Source organism: Arthrobacter sp. StoSoilB22 (assembly GCF_019977315.1).
Taxonomy (GTDB): domain Bacteria; phylum Actinomycetota; class Actinomycetes; order Actinomycetales; family Micrococcaceae; genus Arthrobacter.
This window is the reverse complement of the sequence record NZ_AP024652.1, coordinates 4,444,705-4,461,811: the sequence shown is the minus strand read 5'-3', so window position 1 is coordinate 4,461,811 and position 17,107 is coordinate 4,444,705. Positions and strand designations below refer to the sequence as shown.

General features: G+C 59.8%; 16 protein-coding genes. 6 read left to right on the top strand and 10 right to left on the bottom strand.

From position 1 onward, the window contains the following. Positions 1-172 precede the first annotated feature (172 nt). From LDN70_RS20680 to LDN70_RS20640, 9 genes are all read right to left on the bottom strand, one after another. A complete protein-coding gene (locus LDN70_RS20680; protein WP_142937360.1) occupies positions 173-1,747 on the bottom strand; it encodes a tyrosine-protein kinase domain-containing protein in 1,575 nt (524 codons plus the stop codon). 131 nt (positions 1,748-1,878) lie between these two features. Continuing rightward, positions 1,879-2,877 carry a PqqD family peptide modification chaperone gene (locus LDN70_RS20675; protein WP_223941287.1) on the bottom strand — a complete coding sequence of 333 codons (999 nt, stop codon included), beginning with the start codon at positions 2,875-2,877 and terminating at the stop codon, positions 1,879-1,881. Then, entirely contained in the window at positions 2,877-3,455 is a 579-nt protein-coding gene (locus LDN70_RS20670; protein ID WP_223941286.1) for a glycosyltransferase, read from the bottom strand. The genes LDN70_RS20675 and LDN70_RS20670 overlap by 1 nt, the downstream gene beginning before the upstream one ends. Then, positions 3,452-4,543 (bottom strand): glycosyltransferase family 4 protein, encoded by a 1,092-nt coding sequence (locus LDN70_RS20665; RefSeq protein ID WP_223941285.1) that lies wholly within the window; start codon positions 4,541-4,543, stop codon positions 3,452-3,454. Before LDN70_RS20665 ends, LDN70_RS20670 begins: the two co-directional genes overlap by 4 nt. Continuing rightward, on the bottom strand, positions 4,533-5,816 hold the full coding sequence (locus LDN70_RS20660) for a glycosyltransferase family 4 protein (protein ID WP_223941284.1): 1,284 nt from the start codon (positions 5,814-5,816) through the stop codon (positions 4,533-4,535). Before LDN70_RS20660 ends, LDN70_RS20665 begins: the two co-directional genes overlap by 11 nt. Beyond that, on the bottom strand, positions 5,813-6,712 hold the full coding sequence (locus LDN70_RS20655) for a hypothetical protein (protein ID WP_223941283.1): 900 nt from the start codon (positions 6,710-6,712) through the stop codon (positions 5,813-5,815). The genes LDN70_RS20660 and LDN70_RS20655 overlap by 4 nt, the downstream gene beginning before the upstream one ends. Then, a complete protein-coding gene (locus LDN70_RS20650) occupies positions 6,696-7,955 on the bottom strand; it encodes a lipopolysaccharide biosynthesis protein (RefSeq protein WP_166841952.1) in 1,260 nt (419 codons plus the stop codon). The genes LDN70_RS20655 and LDN70_RS20650 overlap by 17 nt, the downstream gene beginning before the upstream one ends. A 104-nt stretch (positions 7,956-8,059) precedes the next feature. Further along, on the bottom strand, positions 8,060-9,385 hold the full coding sequence (locus LDN70_RS20645; protein ID WP_223941281.1) for a hypothetical protein: 1,326 nt from the start codon (positions 9,383-9,385) through the stop codon (positions 8,060-8,062). After that, positions 9,382-9,939, bottom strand: a complete 558-nt coding sequence (locus tag LDN70_RS20640) for a DapH/DapD/GlmU-related protein (RefSeq protein ID WP_223941280.1) — start codon at positions 9,937-9,939, stop codon at positions 9,382-9,384. The genes LDN70_RS20645 and LDN70_RS20640 overlap by 4 nt, the downstream gene beginning before the upstream one ends. A gap of 629 nt (positions 9,940-10,568) precedes the next feature. Between LDN70_RS20640 and LDN70_RS20635 the strand changes: the two genes are divergently transcribed. The 6 genes from LDN70_RS20635 (at position 10,569) to LDN70_RS20610 (ending at position 16,483) form a co-directional block, all read left to right on the top strand. After that, the gene (locus LDN70_RS20635; protein WP_160147622.1) at positions 10,569-10,739 is read left to right on the top strand and encodes a hypothetical protein; all 171 of its coding nucleotides are present in this window, start codon (positions 10,569-10,571) and stop codon (positions 10,737-10,739) included. A 67-nt stretch (positions 10,740-10,806) separates the two neighbouring features. Then, on the top strand, positions 10,807-12,033 hold the full coding sequence (locus LDN70_RS20630; protein WP_223941279.1) for a glycosyltransferase family 4 protein: 1,227 nt from the start codon (positions 10,807-10,809) through the stop codon (positions 12,031-12,033). A 44-nt stretch (positions 12,034-12,077) separates the two neighbouring features. Next, on the top strand, positions 12,078-13,115 hold the full coding sequence (gene gmd, locus LDN70_RS20625) for a GDP-mannose 4,6-dehydratase (protein WP_142937370.1): 1,038 nt from the start codon (positions 12,078-12,080) through the stop codon (positions 13,113-13,115). Next, on the top strand, positions 13,112-14,077 hold the full coding sequence (locus LDN70_RS20620) for a GDP-L-fucose synthase family protein (RefSeq protein ID WP_166841949.1): 966 nt from the start codon (positions 13,112-13,114) through the stop codon (positions 14,075-14,077). Before gmd ends, LDN70_RS20620 begins: the two co-directional genes overlap by 4 nt. Positions 14,078-14,110: 33 nt before the next feature. Then, the gene (locus tag LDN70_RS20615; protein WP_166841948.1) at positions 14,111-15,034 is read left to right on the top strand and encodes a nucleotidyltransferase family protein; all 924 of its coding nucleotides are present in this window, start codon (positions 14,111-14,113) and stop codon (positions 15,032-15,034) included. A gap of 69 nt (positions 15,035-15,103) precedes the next feature. Further along, positions 15,104-16,483, top strand: coding sequence for a UDP-glucose dehydrogenase family protein (locus LDN70_RS20610; protein ID WP_223941278.1), 1,380 nt, complete (start codon positions 15,104-15,106; stop codon positions 16,481-16,483). Here the strand turns inward: LDN70_RS20610 and LDN70_RS20605 are convergent. Then, positions 16,480-17,091 carry a helix-turn-helix transcriptional regulator gene (locus LDN70_RS20605; RefSeq protein ID WP_166841946.1) on the bottom strand — a complete coding sequence of 204 codons (612 nt, stop codon included), beginning with the start codon at positions 17,089-17,091 and terminating at the stop codon, positions 16,480-16,482. The genes LDN70_RS20610 and LDN70_RS20605 overlap by 4 nt on opposite strands. Positions 17,092-17,107 lie beyond the last annotated feature (16 nt).

Here is a 17,107-nt window from a genome sequence, read left to right as displayed (position 1 = left end):
ACAGCGATTGCAGCTGCCTCTGGCACCGTCTCGGCGAAAGCTGCCCCGGCCGCCAGGGCAAACCCTCCGGTGGCGATCAATGCTCGCCGGCGAAAGCTGAGGGCATTCGTTCTTGCCGGAGAAATCGCAAGTTTGGTCCTCACGGTTCAACCGACCCCTCGAGGCAGTACATCTAGCCCGGAGGGGCCGAACGCCGGCCTCTGGAGCCATCCTGAGATGCACGCCATCGGCTGAGGGGATCCGACGCGGTTTGTCCCTCCTGGCTTCCAGGCAAAGAATTTACCGGGTGAGCCTCAAGAGCCCTGCCGGGAGCAGACGGTGGATTGTTTTCGGGCGTCAGTGGATTGTGGCCCTGCAAGTCTTCGGCGCTTCCGTATGCTCCGTAGTAGCCATAATTGAGATCTCCGGGACCCTTGGTGGATACGCAGTTAAGAATGACGCCCAGGACGCGCCCGCGCACACGAGTAAGGTTGCCGAGGGCGCGGTACAGGGTGTCACGGGTTGTCTTACGTGCCCTTGCTACCACAAGCGTGCCGTCTGCGACTCGGGAAAGTACAGCGGCGTCAGTGACGGGGAGCAGCGGCGGCGCATCGATGAGGACCATAGCTCTCAGCGACAGTTCCCTGAGCAGATGTTCCATGGCCCGTGAGCCAAGGAGTTCGGAGGGATTCGGGGGGATGCGACCAGCTGTGAGGATCCGGAGGTGGGAATTCGGACCCCATTCCTGAAGTACGTCATCGATGGCCGCCCGGCCCGAGAGGATGTCCGTCACACCAACGTCCGGCAAGACACCAAAAACCTGATGAACTGTGGGACGGCGAAGATCCGCGTCCACAACAATGACGTCCCTGCCGGCAGCGGCTATGGTCGCCGCCAGGTTGCTGGTGACTGTGCTCTTGCCTTCGGAGGGCAAGGAACTGGTAATCAGCAGGATTCGGGGAGGGTTGTCTACATCAATGAAGTCCAGATTTGTGCGTAGTTCCCTCAAGGCTTCAGCCATGGCATGGCCGCCGGGAACCCGATGAGTTCCCGCAGTATTTTCAAGTACGCTCGACTTTTCGCTGAGCCGTTTGTCCAGAGGCAAAGTACCCACGACGGCCAGGCCAAATAGCCGCTCAATCTCGCTGGCTCCGCGAATCCTCCGGTCCAGGTGGTTTCGTGCCAGCGCGTAGCCAAGACCAATGAGCAATCCCGCGGCCAGTCCAATGCCCAGCGTTGCCGTCAAGAGCGGTGACACGGGGGCCGATGGAAGGCTCGCCTTCGCCAAAGGGACGATCTTGGTGACGGGTTCTGTCCCGGGGCTGGCATTTCCTTTGTCCAAGTCGTAGACCTGCGCGGCCAAGGCGGTCACCCACGCATCAGCTACGTTCTGGGCTGTCTGGGGGTCGGATGACCGTGCAGTGATCCGGATTTCCACCGAATCGAGGGGGACACTCACGCTGATCGATCTAGTGATGTCCGGGGCCGATTCCTTCAAGCCCAATGACTTGATGACGCTTTCAGCTACCAGGATGGACTCGCCCACCGACTGATAGCCCTTGGCTTTGGACTTGGCGAGGCTGTCTCCCGCCAGGGACATGCCAAGGTTTTCGGCCCCCGCTGCCACCACTATTCCGCTTGACTCCGCTGAGTAGATCTTGGGCTGAAGCGCATACCACCCCAGGGATCCTCCCACCATCAACACTGTGATGAGCAGGATCCCCAGCCAATGTGAGCGGACTACGGAAAGGAGGTCATTGCCCGACATCCCTTGAGGTTTATCGTCCTGCAGCAATTGTGTGGTCCTCTCCATGCATGCCGGGTGCGTACTATTCCAAGACTTGTAGTGTCAGTCTCGGTACTGCTGTGGAGCACTGAGTACCTGATAGGCCGCGCGCCTCAGTACCGTGATCCGCCGTCGTTACCGGGGGTGTCGCAACTCGCGGCGAGGCCATGGAAAGCCAGCCCGGCCAGGAAGTTCCTGACTTGCTGGGCCACGGAAGGTTCATCTGCTCCCGAGTAGGCGCTGGCCAGCTCCATGAGAATGTCGGTTTCAGTACGTGTTCCGTCAATGAGTTCCCAAATCGCGGCCGCCGACCCCTGAAGAACGAGGGGAAAACCGAGTTCCACATTCAGCACCACCACGCGCTCTTCACCCAAGGCCGGGACTTCAGCCACGGCTTCTGCCCTGTGCCAGAACTGATTTACGTCATGGCATCCGTGGTGCTGCTGGGATAATTCTCCGTATTCACCCCCCAATTTGTCCGTAGTTGGTGAGAGCCCCCCGCGGTCATTGAGCAATTGCTGCATGGACGAAGGCGCCTGACCTGCGGTAGAGCTGGCCAGGCTCTGATAAACGTCCTCAAGCTGACTGGTGACCGCGTACATGGAGAATCGTTCCCTGGCCAGTCCGACGGCGGCTGTGGCCGCCGATGCTCTTAGCCCCGGCTCTTCGACAAAGCGGCGCATGGCTGCGGAGAGTGCCTCGACGCTTGAGTCCGAGACGATCCCCGCGCCTGACTCATCAATGAACGGGGCGAGCCCGCAGCTGTCTGTCACGATGACGGGGACACCCACGGACATGGCTTCAAGGACGCTCATGGGAAACGGCTCGTTGACGGAGGGCAGCACATACACGGATGCTTTCCGCATACGGTCAAGCGTGCTGCCGGGCTGCAGCGGCCCTTCAATCCGGATCCAGTCTGAGGTCCCGGTATCCAGAATTTGTTGCCGCACTTTGGACTCTTCGCCTTCGTCCGGCCCCACGAAAGCCACTTCTATTTGCTTGTCAATGGTCTTGGCCAGCATGGCGGCCGCATCGACCAGCACCGTGGGCCGTTTTCGACTATGCAGCCGGGCCAGGTAGAGAAATTGAAAGGAACTATTCGCTGTATTCACTACGACCCACCGTTCATCGCGACGTCGGCCTGAGGCACTCCGTTGACGAGCCGTTCGAGGGTTTGGTGACCGTCACCTAGAAGTTCTCCCAAGGATTTCTGTTCCTCGGGTGTCAGCCAAAAGCACCGTTGGCTGGCGCGCAGCACACGAAGGGTAAGCAGCCGGTCCAGGATCTTCGCCAGCTTCTTGTCGGATTCGTCGATCATGCCGTGCGTTTGGACCACGAAGGGTGTTCGCCGGATCAGGCAGAGGAGGGCAGCCGGAAGCATCACCAAGTCACGTGCCAGGTGAAGATGGACAACATCTGCACCTTTGAGTGCCCACCATAGGGACGGCAGCATTGTCGGTGCGCAGAGCCCGGCGAACCCGGTGCGGGGGACAATCTGGAGGGCCTTGAAAAGTCGGGTCCTTACGCCTGGACCAAAGTATGAAGGGTCCACATGCCCGCGTGCACCAGCGAATATCTGCACCTGATGTCCCCGTTTGGAAAGCTCTGCCGACTGGTTTTGAGCCACCCGAACGGGCCCGCCGTATGCTCCGTCCGGACTGACCAGCGTTACTACCTGCACAATTTTCATGGGGTGTGACTCCTGCCCCGACCGGACACCAACAACGTTCGCTTGATCGCCGCGAAGTACCGGTCAACCATGACGCTCTCCCGATGTCGGTCCGCATGGGATATGGCGTCTCGCCGCCGCGCGGCAACGTCCTCCGGATTGCTGAGCAGTGCCCTCAGGTGACCGCTTAACGACGTCGGGTCCAAGGGCGTGAAGCCTATGGCTTGCTGACCGGCGGCATCAGGCAGTCCGCCATGATCCGCATAAACCACCACGCACCCGGCGGCGGCCGCCTCCAGAGCCACGGTTCCGAAAGGCTCGGGCATCCGACTCGGTATAACCACGATGGAATTCCGGTTCAGAATCCGGTTGGCCTCCTCCGGACCCTTGGAGCCAAGGAACTTTACTGCCTTGCCCAAACCGCTCTCTTCGGCGAGGGTCTCCAGTCGTTCACGTTCGGTACCATCACCCACGATTGTCAGTGTGAGGCCGTCGTTCTCGCCTACCAGATCAGCTGCGGCCTGGATGAGGAGGTCCACGCCTTTGTCTTGACTGAGCCGGCCTAAATACACGATGCCCAACGGAGCGCGCACTTCGCCGTCGAGGACGTTGAAGAACTCATCCCGGTAGCTGTTAGGGATCACTTCAACATCACCTTTGATGTGATCCGCCAAAACCTTACTGTTTGCCACAAGGACATCGGCCCGCTCAATAATTTTGTACTTAGCTGAATACTTCAGCCGCTGAAGGCGGGACAGTTCCTGCCCCGGCATGGTCACCCACATCCTGAGGGTGACCATCCAGGGCTTGCGGATGAGTACCAGAGGCCACCACAGCGATATTGCCGGGTTGTTATGGAATACGACGTCGGCCCTGTTCACCAGCGCTAACAGTCGCCATGGTTTTGGCTTCCGGATGACTTCGTAAGGGAATGTCTTCGTCGGGTGCGCTTCTGGTGTGTTGGTGATGACGGTTACGTCGGCACCATGACGCATGAATCCACGGGCCAGAATGTCGGAAGTAATTTCCACTCCGCCGACACTCGGGTGGAACACGTGGGCCACCACTGCGATTTTCAGCGCTCGTTCGGTCTTGAGCTTAGTGACCACGAACACCACTTCCAATCTGTTGAAAAAATTGCGCTGTCCCGTCGCGAAAAGGCCCCCATCCGGAGGCTCTGGCTATCTCCAGGGCTTTGGCACTCCGCTCTTCAACCAGCCCGGGATCGTCCAGAAAACGGTGAAGTTCAGTAGCAATCTGTTCAGGTGCGAAGCGATCCACTATGGCGCCCGCTCCTAGGGCCACGAGGTCGTCAACACCGCTGCCGGCCGTGACCACCGCGGGCAGACCCTGACTGAGTCCTTCCAAAGCGGCAAGCGAACGACCCTCAACAAGGCTCGGTAGCAACAGCACGTGGTGCTTGCGCATTTCCAGGAGAATTTCGCTCCTTGGCATCGTCCCGCGGTAATCCACCGTGCGGAGCATGTCTTCAAGGGCTGGAAAAGTCTCGCCGGGAAGTTGGCCAATGGCCGTGACGTGGACGGCGGAAGAGAGGGCCTTGGCCGCTGACACAACGTCAGCGATCCCTTTCATGCCTACGATGCGGCCCACAAACAAGACCTTTAGCGGACCGCGCCCGTCCCACCTCAAGGGCTTTTGCCCGGGATGGACATCAGGACAGCCATAGGGAATCTCAGTGATGTGGCTGTCAATGCCGGCCGCGCGAAGGCTCTCAGTGACCTGTGCCGACGGTGAGATCAGCCGGGTTGCCAACGCTAGCTCAAGGTCTTCCATGGCATGGACCTTGCTTCTGGATAAGTCCTGACGCGCCGTAACGGCCCATCCCGGTGCGCGGCTTTGAAGCTGACCTGCCCAGCTTCTGGTGGTAGCCCAGTGAACGTGAGGAACTTCCAGAATCGTTTCCATGCCGCGTTCCCTGGCCGCCCCGAACACTCTTGAAGCGAAGGTCGAGTATCCGTAGACGGCCGCAGGCTGATTCAGCCGGCTGAGGGCCTTGATCGCCTTGTTCTCCACCTGCCGTGCGACCCAGTGCGCGGAGAGCGGACCTGATCCTGAGCCAAGCCGTCTCAACGCCGCGGGCTGTGCGCGCAGGAGAAGGTTGCGAACAAGTTCACTGGCCGGTGTGACGTGCAGCTGCTGGCTTCCAATCATGGGAAAAAGCCGGCGTTCAACCAATGACTTTGCGGGCCGGAGCCATGACAAGGCCTCCGACTCTGTCCAGCCGATGGAGGTGATGAAGGCAGATAGTTGACGGTGCTCGCTGAGCGCGGTCAGGGTTTGACGGACATTCTCGTTACCGAAGGGGTGCACAAGGACCGTTTCCACAGCGGTGGCGGAAGCGTGCTGCGTGGACTCACTCATGGCGCGTTGACGATGTCGGCGGCGATGGTGGCTATGTCATGGGGCCTGAAGACAGCAGCAATTTGCAGGTCGTTGCGGCCGCCTTCTACGTTCTCGCTGTGCAAGGCCTCTCTTTGCGAACGAGGATACATGGTGAGGTGTTGCCCCGCGGCGGCCACCACCCGCCGTCGATATCCATTGCGGATGGCCAGGGCGTTGAGCCAGATATCGTCGGCACGCGGAGCCACTTCCCGGAAAGCAGTCCCAGCCTCACGTATGGCTGACTGAAGCCTGGGAGGCAAGAGCGCGCCGGCCCCGCCCGTCAGGAAATTGGCGTGGCTGGTTGACCCGGTGGGTGCCGGGGCCCATGAGTTGTAGTCCTCCAGGGCGCATCGCGCCGCATCAGTCCTCATGCGGTGCGCACGATAGGCAGGAATTTCATGGGCATGCCCGGCGGCTCCAAGGAGGCCCTCAAGCCAACGCCGTGGGTACATTAGGTCATCGTCGGCCAAGACGAGGTCCATGCGGTCAGTGGTGAAATCACGACAATAGGGAAAGTACTTCTTGTGAGGTCCGAGGTCCTCGCAGGGAAGAATTTCCAACCCGCGGCGCTGAAGATTCCTGAGCATGGGGTACGTGGCTACCTCGAAATCCGGCTTGTCGACCCACAGAATCATCCGTGCCGGACGTACTGAACCCGCTGCGATGGACTCCAGGGCATGGGCAACGATCCCCAACCGGCGGCCATAGGAGGTCATGCTCACCACAACGTCCGCTGAACCCGTTATCTTGTGCCGGCTGAAACGGTTGCGAAGCCTGAGCATACTGATGAGCCCGGCCTTGTACGCAAGCCGGGGAACTCTCGGCAGGAGACTGTCCAAGGCAAGCTGTGGCCCTGGATTATGAGGAGACGGCATGTACGTTCTTCTTTCCTGTCAGGTGTTTGATCGTGGTGCGGACCAGTTGGAAATCCATCCGCCTGAGTCCGTAGAAGCCCCGCATTGCCATGCCGAAATGCGTCCGTAGCCAGACGATGTTCATGGTGCCGGCGACGACACTGCCGGCCAAAGTGGCCAACGCAGCTCCCATCGCGCCGAGGGCGGGTACTGCCGCCAAGAGAGTGGCGGTGTTGAGCAGCGCCCCAATGACCATTCCGAAGCTGCGCAGCCCGGGCCGGCCACGAGCGCTCAGACCGGCGCCCGCGACGGAACCGGTGGTGCCCAAGGACACTGCCGCAAGAATTACCCAACACACCGGTACGGCGTCATTGAAAGCCGTACCGAAAAACGTGGGGATGGCCCAAGGAAGGACCAGGCCGATTGCGACGGCCGCCAACCCAGTGGCTGCCGCCGTCAAGCGTGAAGTCTGTTGCAGACGCTCTCCGTCGTCGCGCTGGTGGGAGTCCTCCGCGTCGGAGGAAAAGACGACGTTTCGCACCGCTCCGGAGAGCAGGGCGGGGATCTCACCCAAACTGACCGCCACCGAGTAGAGTCCGAGCTGTGCAGCGTTCCCGAACGGAACCATCAGAAGCTGGTCGAGGCGCAAAAGAACCACACCTGCCAGGGAGCCCACCCACAGACGACTTCCATAGTTGAACAGCCGCACCCTTGCAGCGGTGGCATTTCTCCACCCGCGCCGATACATGATGAGGAACGGCAGAGTCACCAGGCCCTTCAATAGGGGGAAGCCCAGCATCACTATCGTCGCTGCCTGCGGGGTCAAAAGATGTGCTGCTGCCAGGGCGGACAGCGCAACAAGCCGGAGGACCGACAGGGCCAGATCAATCCTTGCCGATAGCCTCCATGCGTGGTTCCCGGCCAGGACACTGTTCGGTATTGAGGCCCAGAAGGTGGGAACGGTCAGGATCGCCGTAAGGAAGATGAGCTGTTCAATCTCCAGGTTTCCATCGGAGAGGAGAGATGCGCTTAGCGCCACAAGGGCCGCTGCTGCCAGCCCTAAGAGTGTGAGAATCCAAAAGGCCCGTCTAACTGCCCTTCGGGCGCCCCGCGCCTGCTTGGCAACATAGAAAGTGAGCGCCTCTGGAATGCCAAGTGCGCCGATTGCCACCGCGAACAGCATGGGAGCCATTCCGGCAGCTAGCTCTCCCCGGCCGGCAACACCGAGGGATTGGGCCAGAATTGGAGCCGTAGCCAGTGACATCAGTGGGGTAATTGCCGAGCCGGCTACCGCATGGAATATCCGGCTTCCATGGCTATCCGTTTGGGTAGCATCCACACTCGACAGAGGGCGTATTCGAATCCTCATCAAGCGGGTACCCGCGTTACTGGAAAACCCGATGATCCACCCGTTGGCCGCAACTCATGAGATGAAGCCCGATGGATGCCGTCCACTGCCGGCAAGGTGCGGGTGGAACGGTAGCTCGCCATGGCGAGCACGAACCAGAAAAGGTGAATGTCGATCGAGTTGCCACCGATTGAGCTGTAGCCGTTGATGGCCACGATGATCAAGGCTGCCGCCGCGGCGCCCGGCCAACTCCCACGGTCCTTGATGTCGATCTGAGCAAAAAGTAGGCAAATCATGAAAATGAAGAACGCTACTGCAGCAAGAGTTCCGAACATGAGAGCCATGATGAAGTAGCCGTTCTCAAGGCTGGAGCCCAGGGTGCCCACGCCCTTGAGGTCCCTTGCTCCCGGGTAACCGCCAGCAAAAAAGTCCGCCGTATGGTCCCAAAACCAGTCGAACGCGGCCACTCTTAGGGCGGCCGAGCCGTTGTCGTCCTCGAACTTTCGCAGGAGCTTCTCGCCGGCCACCCCCTGGACGCTGACCAGAAGGGCTATGAGGACCACAGCGGCGAAGAGAATGCTTCGGATGACTTTTCGTCCTCCGATGATCACCAGGAAGACGAATCCGGCCACCGTAAGAATGAGGCCCATGCGACCGTAGGCTAGCGGCACAGTCACGAGGAGGACCGCCGCCAACGCAAAGCGCAGCAGCATTGACTTGATCAAGGCAAGGAGCGGCATGGTGGCAGCAAAAAGGACACCAACCTGGATGCCGTGGCCAAAGGTTCCAATAGCGGCGCCAAGCTCGGAGGTCGTCCCGCTCAGCCAGATCCTGGAGAAGTCGCTTTCCCACACCACGGGCCTGCCTGTGGCCACTTGGGCCTGCGAGAGCACGGCTTCCGCCAGTGCCAGTAGCGCAAACGTCAGAAGAAAGGCCTTGCCTGCCCTTGGCAATGAGCGGATCGAATATCGCATAAACACGAAGACGTAATACGGTGCCACCACGATGCCAAGGACGAACATCGCTGTATCCAGCAATCCCGCGCTTCCGGGGTTTCCGACGTCGGTCATCATGACCGCCGCCATGCCACCGATGGTTGCTTGGGGCAAAACCCCTGCAGAACGGATCACCCGCCCAAAGACGCTTGGGGTGAATGCCAACTGGACGAGGATAAAGCAGAGGAAGAGGTACGTCGAAGGGTGCAACCCGGGCATGACTTCGTTTTGAACCACCCCCGGAACCAGGATTCTCGCCACGATCACGGCAACCAGCACGATGTGCATGCGACGCACAAAAACGACGCTGAAAACCAGACCGAAACCCAACCAGACGATCAGCGCAGTCAATGCGGCGCTCCGTCTGCCTTGGCTTTCACGGCGGGCCATGCAGTGCCCGTCGGTGCCAGCAGGCGTGTCCCGGGCTGTAGGTTCTTCACTACCAATGCGCCGGCTCCCACCAGGCACGAAGCGCCGATTTCCACGCCGCGCAGCACTGTTGCGCGGGCTCCTATCCAGCTGCCGTCACCAACCACAATCGGAGCGTTATCGAACTCAAAAGTTGGGGAGTCGTACGAATGGCTGCCGGTGCAAATGAAGACATTTTGCGAGATGCAGCAATCGGAACCAATGGTGACAGGCTCAAGATTGAGGATCCAGGCATCGACTCCGATCCACACGTTGTCACCGATTTTCAGCTTCCACGGCCAATGGATTTTGACTCCATGGCGGACTTTTACACCTTGCCCGACGGAGGCACCAAAAGCCCTGAGGATTCGAACCCGCAATGATGACGGGCACCACCAGGTGCTGAAGACAAGATTTTGAACGGCGAACCAGGCCGCTTGCCAGAGTAGTCCGCGGCCTTTGTGGTAGCCGGCCCCGGTGAACCCGGCCAGATCCATGCGGCTCATCCTTGGTGGAGTTCCAAGGCATAGGCGTGGCCTGCGGTTGATACTGAACATGCCAGCGGCCTCGTCGTGGTGTCCATTTGTCCTCGGCATTCTGTCATTCGGATACCCCTTGATTCTTGCCAGAACGCACACCCCCTAGAGCCGGATGGCCTCACTTTCTCAGTAGTGCGGCGTGCCGCTTATCCACGGTGCAGGGGCAACCAGTCACAGGATGCTGCGCTGTCACCATCCGGTTCCGCTCTCTTGCTTTCCGGGTCCTCCGTGGTGGTGTGTGGCTATTCCGTGTTGGCGCAAAGTCCATCTGCGTATCGGGCAAGGACGGATCAAAGCGGAGCGAAAACCAGCGTCTTCTTCCTCTACACGCAGATGCTTTCCACTGCCACACCTAATACGGGGAGGACCTCCACGGAGGGTTCGGGTTCTCTAGCTTTCTGCTATCCCCGCGGCGGGCCCCGCCACTGAGAATGGGCTCCCATTGGGGTCTAAGGGGCGCAAACCCCCTTCCACAATCGAGGGGTACCCGATTGAAAGAATGCTGAGGACAAATGGACACCACGACGAGGGCGCCGGCATGTTCACCATCGCTTATTAGCCACGTCCATGCCGTGCAACACCAACCGGTGACTCAAAGCCCGGTTATTCACACTGGCCTGGATATCCCGGCTGAGCCCCAACCCAAGGCCTACGGAAAGGGACGACGCATCGCTTTGATTGCGGGCATCGTCATGGGGCATCTTGTGACCATCTTCGGGCCGTTGCTGCTTGGCCGATGGCCCGTGGCACCCCTGTGACGCGCACATTTTCTCGGCAATGGACATCCGTTCCGGCAATGACTTTCTGCCCGAGCGGGGAGGGCTCATGAAAGCGCTGATTGTGGGTCTGAACTATGCCCCGGAACCCAGCGGAAACGCTCCGTACACCACCAAACTCTCCCAAGGGCTGGCGAGGCGCGGGGTGTCCGTCAAAGTGCTGACAGGCTACCCCCACTACCCCGAATGGAAGATCGCCGACGGCTATACCGGCCTCTCCATGGAAGAGAATTTGGCCGGCGTGCCTGTTAAGCGACTACGGTCCAGCGTCCCTAGACGACCCAACGGACTGAGCCGCCTCCTCATGGAGATTACGTTCGGAGTCCGCACCGTGCTTGAGCGTTGGGACCGCCCGGATGTGGTCCTCGTAGTCAGCCCTGCCCTTTTCTCCGCGGCTTTCGCTATTGTTCGGGCACGCATTTTTCGTGTCCCGGTTGGCATCTGGGTCCAGGACCTCTACAGCAAGGGCATGGAAGAAACGGGCGATTCGCGTTCCCCGCTGGCTTCCATCATGAAGCGCCTCGAAGCCGCGATCTTCAGCTCCGCGGACGGAGTCAGTGTGATTCACGAACGTTTCCGCGATCACGTCGTCAATGACCTGAGGGTGCCCGCCCACCGTGTCCGCGTCATTCGAAACTGGACGCACGTACAACACCACCATTCTTTTGACAGAGCGACCGCCCGCAAACGATTTGGCTGGGCGGCAACGGATTTCGTAGCACTCCACGCGGGCAATATGGGGGTCAAGCAGGGGTTGGAGAACGTCATTGATACCGCGCGCCTGGCTGGACGTAGCGGAAGCGATGTTCGTTTCGTCTTGCTGGGCAACGGTAACCAGCGGCGAACCCTCGAATCCAAAGGTATGGGCATCGACAGGCTGCAGTTCCTGGAGCCGCTTCCGGACCGCGACTACTCCGAGGCGCTCCGATCCGCCGACGTCCTGCTGGTCAACGAGCGCCCGGGTGTCAAAGAGATGTCAGTGCCGAGCAAGCTGACGAGTTACTTCGTGACCGGTCTTCCGATTATTGCCGCCACTGAAGCAGGCAGCGCAACAGCCCACGAGTTATTGGCCGCAGGGGCCGGGATCCGGGCTGAGTGCGGATCACCCGGAGACCTGGTGGCAGCCATCGAGCGTCTCCGCAAGGACCCTGAAACCGCCAAAGACTTCGGTGCTGCAGGCCGGCAGTACAGCGACAGGGTTCTTACCGAAGAGGTGGCAGTGGAGAGCTACGTCGAGTGGTTGAGCGATCTGGCGTCGCGAAAGCGACTGCGCTGACACGGGATTTACCTCATTTATCTGTACGAAGAGAAGGAAAGACCTTGGCCAAGAAAGCGCTAATAACAGGAATTACGGGGCAGGACGGCTCTTATCTCGCCGAACTCCTGCTCTCTAAAGGCTATGAGGTGCACGGATTGATCCGCCGCTCTTCAACCTTTAATACGTCCCGGATCGACCACCTTTACGTGGATCCGCATAACAGCAAAGCACGCCTCTTCCTCCATTACGGTGACCTTTCCGATGGCGCCCGGCTGGTGACTTTACTGGCTGATATCCGTCCTGACGAGGTCTATAACCTGGGCGCCCAGTCCCATGTGCGGGTTTCTTTCGACGAACCGGAGCACACCGGCAACACCACTGGAATTGGTACAACCCGGCTTCTGGAGGCCGTGCGCATGGCCGGAATCGAAACCCGCTTCTACCAGGCATCCTCGTCCGAGATGTTCGGCGCTACCCCGCCGCCGCAGGACGAGGCCACTCCTTTTTATCCGCGTTCTCCTTATGGCGCGGCCAAGGTTTACAGCTACTGGATGACGAAGAACTACCGGGAAGCTTATGGGATGTTTGCCGTCAACGGCATCCTGTTCAACCATGAATCACCACGCCGTGGAGAGACATTCGTTACGCGCAAAATTACGCGTGCCGTGGCAGCCATCAAGGCAGGTAAACAGTCCGAGTTGTACATGGGCAACCTTCAAGCTGTTCGCGACTGGGGGTATGCCGCGGAGTACGTCGAGGGCATGTGGCGCATGCTTCAGGTAGACGAGCCCGATGACTATGTGCTGGCCACCAATGAGGGCTATACGGTCAAGGACTTTCTTGAGACCGCGTTTGAACATGCTGGTTTGAAATGGGAAGACTACGTTCGCTTTGATGAACGTTACCTTCGTCCTACAGAGGTTGAAGCGCTCATTGGCGACTACTCCAAAGCCAAGGAGAAGTTGGATTGGGAACCGACTGTCAGGACGCCGGAGCTGGCCCGCCTCATGGTGGACGCCGACATTGAAGCTTTGCAGCACGGAGGAAACCCGTGGATCGATGCCGTGGATCTGCAGTCCTGGAAGGCACTCGCCCGATGACGGCCTTTACCCCCGGACGGCTTGATCGATCCTCCCCTTTCTATGTTGCAGGGCACGGAGGCTTGGTGGGATCCGCCCTGTGGCGGAAACTTTCGGCTGAAGGCTTCACGAAGAGGATCGGGCGGACATCCAAGGAACTGGACCTCAAGGACCGCACTGCCGTATTCGCGTTCTTTGAGAAGGAGAGGCCACGATACGTGGCCTTGGCGGCAGCCAAAGTTGGCGGCATCCTTGCGAACAAGACGTACCCGGTGGATTTCCTCACTGAGAACATTCGGATTCAAGTAAATGTCATGGATGCAGCCCTGGAATATGGGGTGGAACGGCTGCTGTTCTTGGGCTCATCCTGCATCTACCCCAAGCTGGCACCCCAGCCCCTCAAGGAAGAGTACCTACTAACAGGGCCGTTGGAGGAAACCAACGAAGCGTACGCCATAGCCAAAATCTCCGGAATAATGCACGTCCAAGCTGTACGTCGGCAGTACGGTCTACCGTGGATTTCGGCCATGCCCACCAACCTGTACGGTCCTGGAGACAACTTTTCGCCACATGGTTCCCATGTCTTACCGGCCCTTATTCGTCGGATGGACGAGGCCCGGGCTCGGGGCGATGAGTCGGTGACAAACTGGGGAACGGGCGAACCGCGCCGCGAATTTCTTCACGTCGACGATTTGGCTGCTGCCTGCCTGCACCTGCTGGAAAACTACGACGGTCCGGAACACGTCAACGTCGGTGTCGGGGCGGACCTGACCATTAAGGAGCTCGCCGGCTTGGTTGCCGCCGTCGTCGGTTATGAGGGCGCCCTTGAATGGGACGCGACGAAACCCGACGGCACGCCCCGCAAGCTGATGGACGTGGAGAAGCTGGAGTCGCTCGGATGGGCCGCGGGCATCTCCTTGAAGGATGGGCTCGAGTCCACCTACGCCTGGTTCAACGAGAACCGAAACGGCCTCAGGGACTAGCTTGTGAAGCCGCTTCACGTTCTGCTCGCGGCTATGAGCCCGTCAACCTCGGCAGCACCAGCACCGGTGGAAGTTCTCAGGATCACTGAGTCGATCCTGCTCTCTGCCGCAGTGGTTTCCCATGTCGCGGCGGAATGCAACATCCGGGTGCTGCTGATCAAGGGTCCAGCAGCGACCAAAGTGGGGGCACGTCCCGTAAGACCATCCCTGGACCTGGACATTCTGCTCCATCGCTCGGACCTGAAGGCTCTGTTAAAGGCACTTGAGCAACGGGGGTGGGCGGCCAGAATCCCTGAAGTCTCCGAGGCGTTCCCTGATCACTCAACGACGCTCATCAACCCGGGGTGGCCCTCCGACATCGACGTCCACTGGAGGTTTCCCGGATTTTACGAGGATGAGTCTGAGGTTTTCGAACACCTTTGGGCTGCCAGGCAAAGCATCGAGCTGGGTGGTCGTCCCGCCTGGACGCTTTCGCGCAACGACGCCCTCCTGGTAACCCTCCTGCACGCCCTGCGAAGTCCGGCAAAGGGGGTCCTCCACGACGACGTCGCATTTTGCCTCCAGGAGATAAGGCAGTCCCCGCAGGCGCACTATGACAGGGCACTGGAACTCGGGGCAATAGGACCTCTGGGGCCGTTGTTTGCGGAGTTGCCGGAAACGCGGGCCTTTGACCTTGGTGAGCCGCCCTTTGATTGGGTACTTCGGACGACGGCGCAAAGGTCTGCCACTCTCCGTCTCTTCCACCTCATGGAGATTCCGTGGTCCAGGAAGCCGGCAGCGCTGTGGCAGGCGTTGGTTCCCTCCCGGGAGTCCATTAGCTGGCATGACCTGGACCTTCGCGACATGAACCATTGGCAGCAAACCTCGTTCAGGTTTCGCCGACTATGGCGGAGTTTGACCGAGGGCGTCCAGACCCTGCGGGAAGTCCGCGAAATCCGCGCCCGCATCCAGAAATAGGCGGGGCCCCACCGCGCGGCCGCCCCCACAGTTTTTGATCATCTTTGTCACTCTGAAAAGCGAGAACTCATGCGAATCACCGTCATAGGCACCGGATATCTGGGTGCCACCCATGCCGCCTGTATGGCCGAACTTGGCTTTGAGGTGCTTGGTCTCGATATTGACCCCGCAAGGGTCGGGTCGCTTTCAGAGGGACTGTTGCCGTTCCATGAACCCGGCCTGCCCGAACTTCTTCGGAAGCATGTGAAGAGCGGACGCCTTCGCTTCACCACTTCTTATCAGGAAGTAGGAGCGTGGGGCGATGTTCACTTCATTGGCGTGGGAACTCCCCAGCGCCCCGGAGAAGGTGCTGCCGACATGTCATTCGTGGATGCGGCAACCATCTCCCTCGCCCGAAACATCACCAGGGACGCCCTTATTGTGGGAAAGTCGACAGTTCCGGTGGGAACCACGAGGCGGCTGAAGACCCTTGTTCGTGACAACAAACGCCCCGGCGTCACAGTGAACGTTGCGTGGAATCCGGAATTCCTCAGGGAAGGCTTCGCAGTAGTAGATACTTTGACCCCGGACAGGCTGGTTATTGGTGTGGAATCGCCTGAGGACGAGTCAGTGTTGCGGCAGGTTTATGCGACCGCCCTCGGGGAAGGCGTGCCCTTGATCAGCACCGACTTTGAGACTGCAGAGCTGGTCAAGGTAGCTGCAAATGCTTTCCTCGCTACAAAAATATCCTTCATCAATGCCTTCTCTGAGGTAACAGAGGTCATTGGGGGAGATATTCGAACGCTTGCGGATGCCATTGGCCTCGACGCGCGTATCGGGCGGCGTTTCCTCAACGCCGGCATTGGGTTCGGTGGCGGATGCTTGCCTAAGGACATACGCGCACTTCAGGCACGCGCAGCTGAACTCGGCTTGGATCGAAGCATGCGATTCCTCGACGAGATGGACGGCATCAATTTGAGGCGTCGAGAGCGCGCTGTTGAGTTGGCCCGCGTGATGCTCGGTTCGATTCCCCACAGCAGGATCGCCATCCTTGGTGTTGCGTTCAAGCCCAACAGCGACGACGTCCGGGACTCGCCGGCCCTGGACATCGCCAATAGGCTCTTCGACGAGGGTGCGGAGGTATCGATCTATGACCCGGCAGGCAACCTCAACGCCTCCCGGCGATCGCCTCAGCATAATTACGTACCCTCCACAGAAGATGCCGTCAGGAACGCAGATCTTATCCTTCTTCTTACCGAGTGGGACGAGTTCAAAGCCCTGACGCCGGAGGTTCTTTCCGCGCAAACGGGGACACGGAAGATCATTGACGGACGGAACATACTCAAGGTCCGGGAATGGGAAGATTCCGGCTGGTCGCTTGGTTCGCTCGGTCGCCGCTACGAGGCGAACATGGCGACAGAAGACCAACCAAAGCCGCAACTCCACATGAGTTCCGGCCCCTCCGCCTAGAGGCGGCTCTCAATCGATTGCCTCGACGGTGCCGCCGGCCGCACGGTAGCGCGGTACCGTCGGGCTACTGCTGCGCGGCTGGCCTGCGGGGGGATTCCGAGTTTTCGTCGAACCGAGGCCAGTTGGTTACGGAGAGTCGAGTCGGCAATTCCCAGTCGCTTCGCTACTTCAATCCGCGGCAGTTCCTCATCAGTGAGGAAGTAAGCATCGGCCGCCACTTCCTCAGCAGTCGTTAGGGGGACGTGATTTCGGCCGGTGGTGGGATCAAACGGCAAATGTGTTCCGTCGGCGGCGATGCTCCTGACCGCGGCAAGCAGGACGGGCAGCGTGGCTGTTTCCGGTACGTAGCCCCGTACGCCGAGATCCATCAGGCGTAGGACGCGCGAGCTGTGGAGCAGACCGCCGTAGACAAGCACCCTGTAGCTGTCATGGACCAGGTCCACCACATCGGCTTCAAGCTCCGGTAACGTTCCATCAACCACGGCCACGCGACCAGAAGAGACGGCGGGCAACGAGTTAGTGGCCCAATGGATCAGCGCCGTGAACTGCCGGTGCGTACTGACAACAAGTATCTGGGGCAACTCCGTGACTCCTGTCTTGTGGGTCAAGTGAAATAGTGGGGCG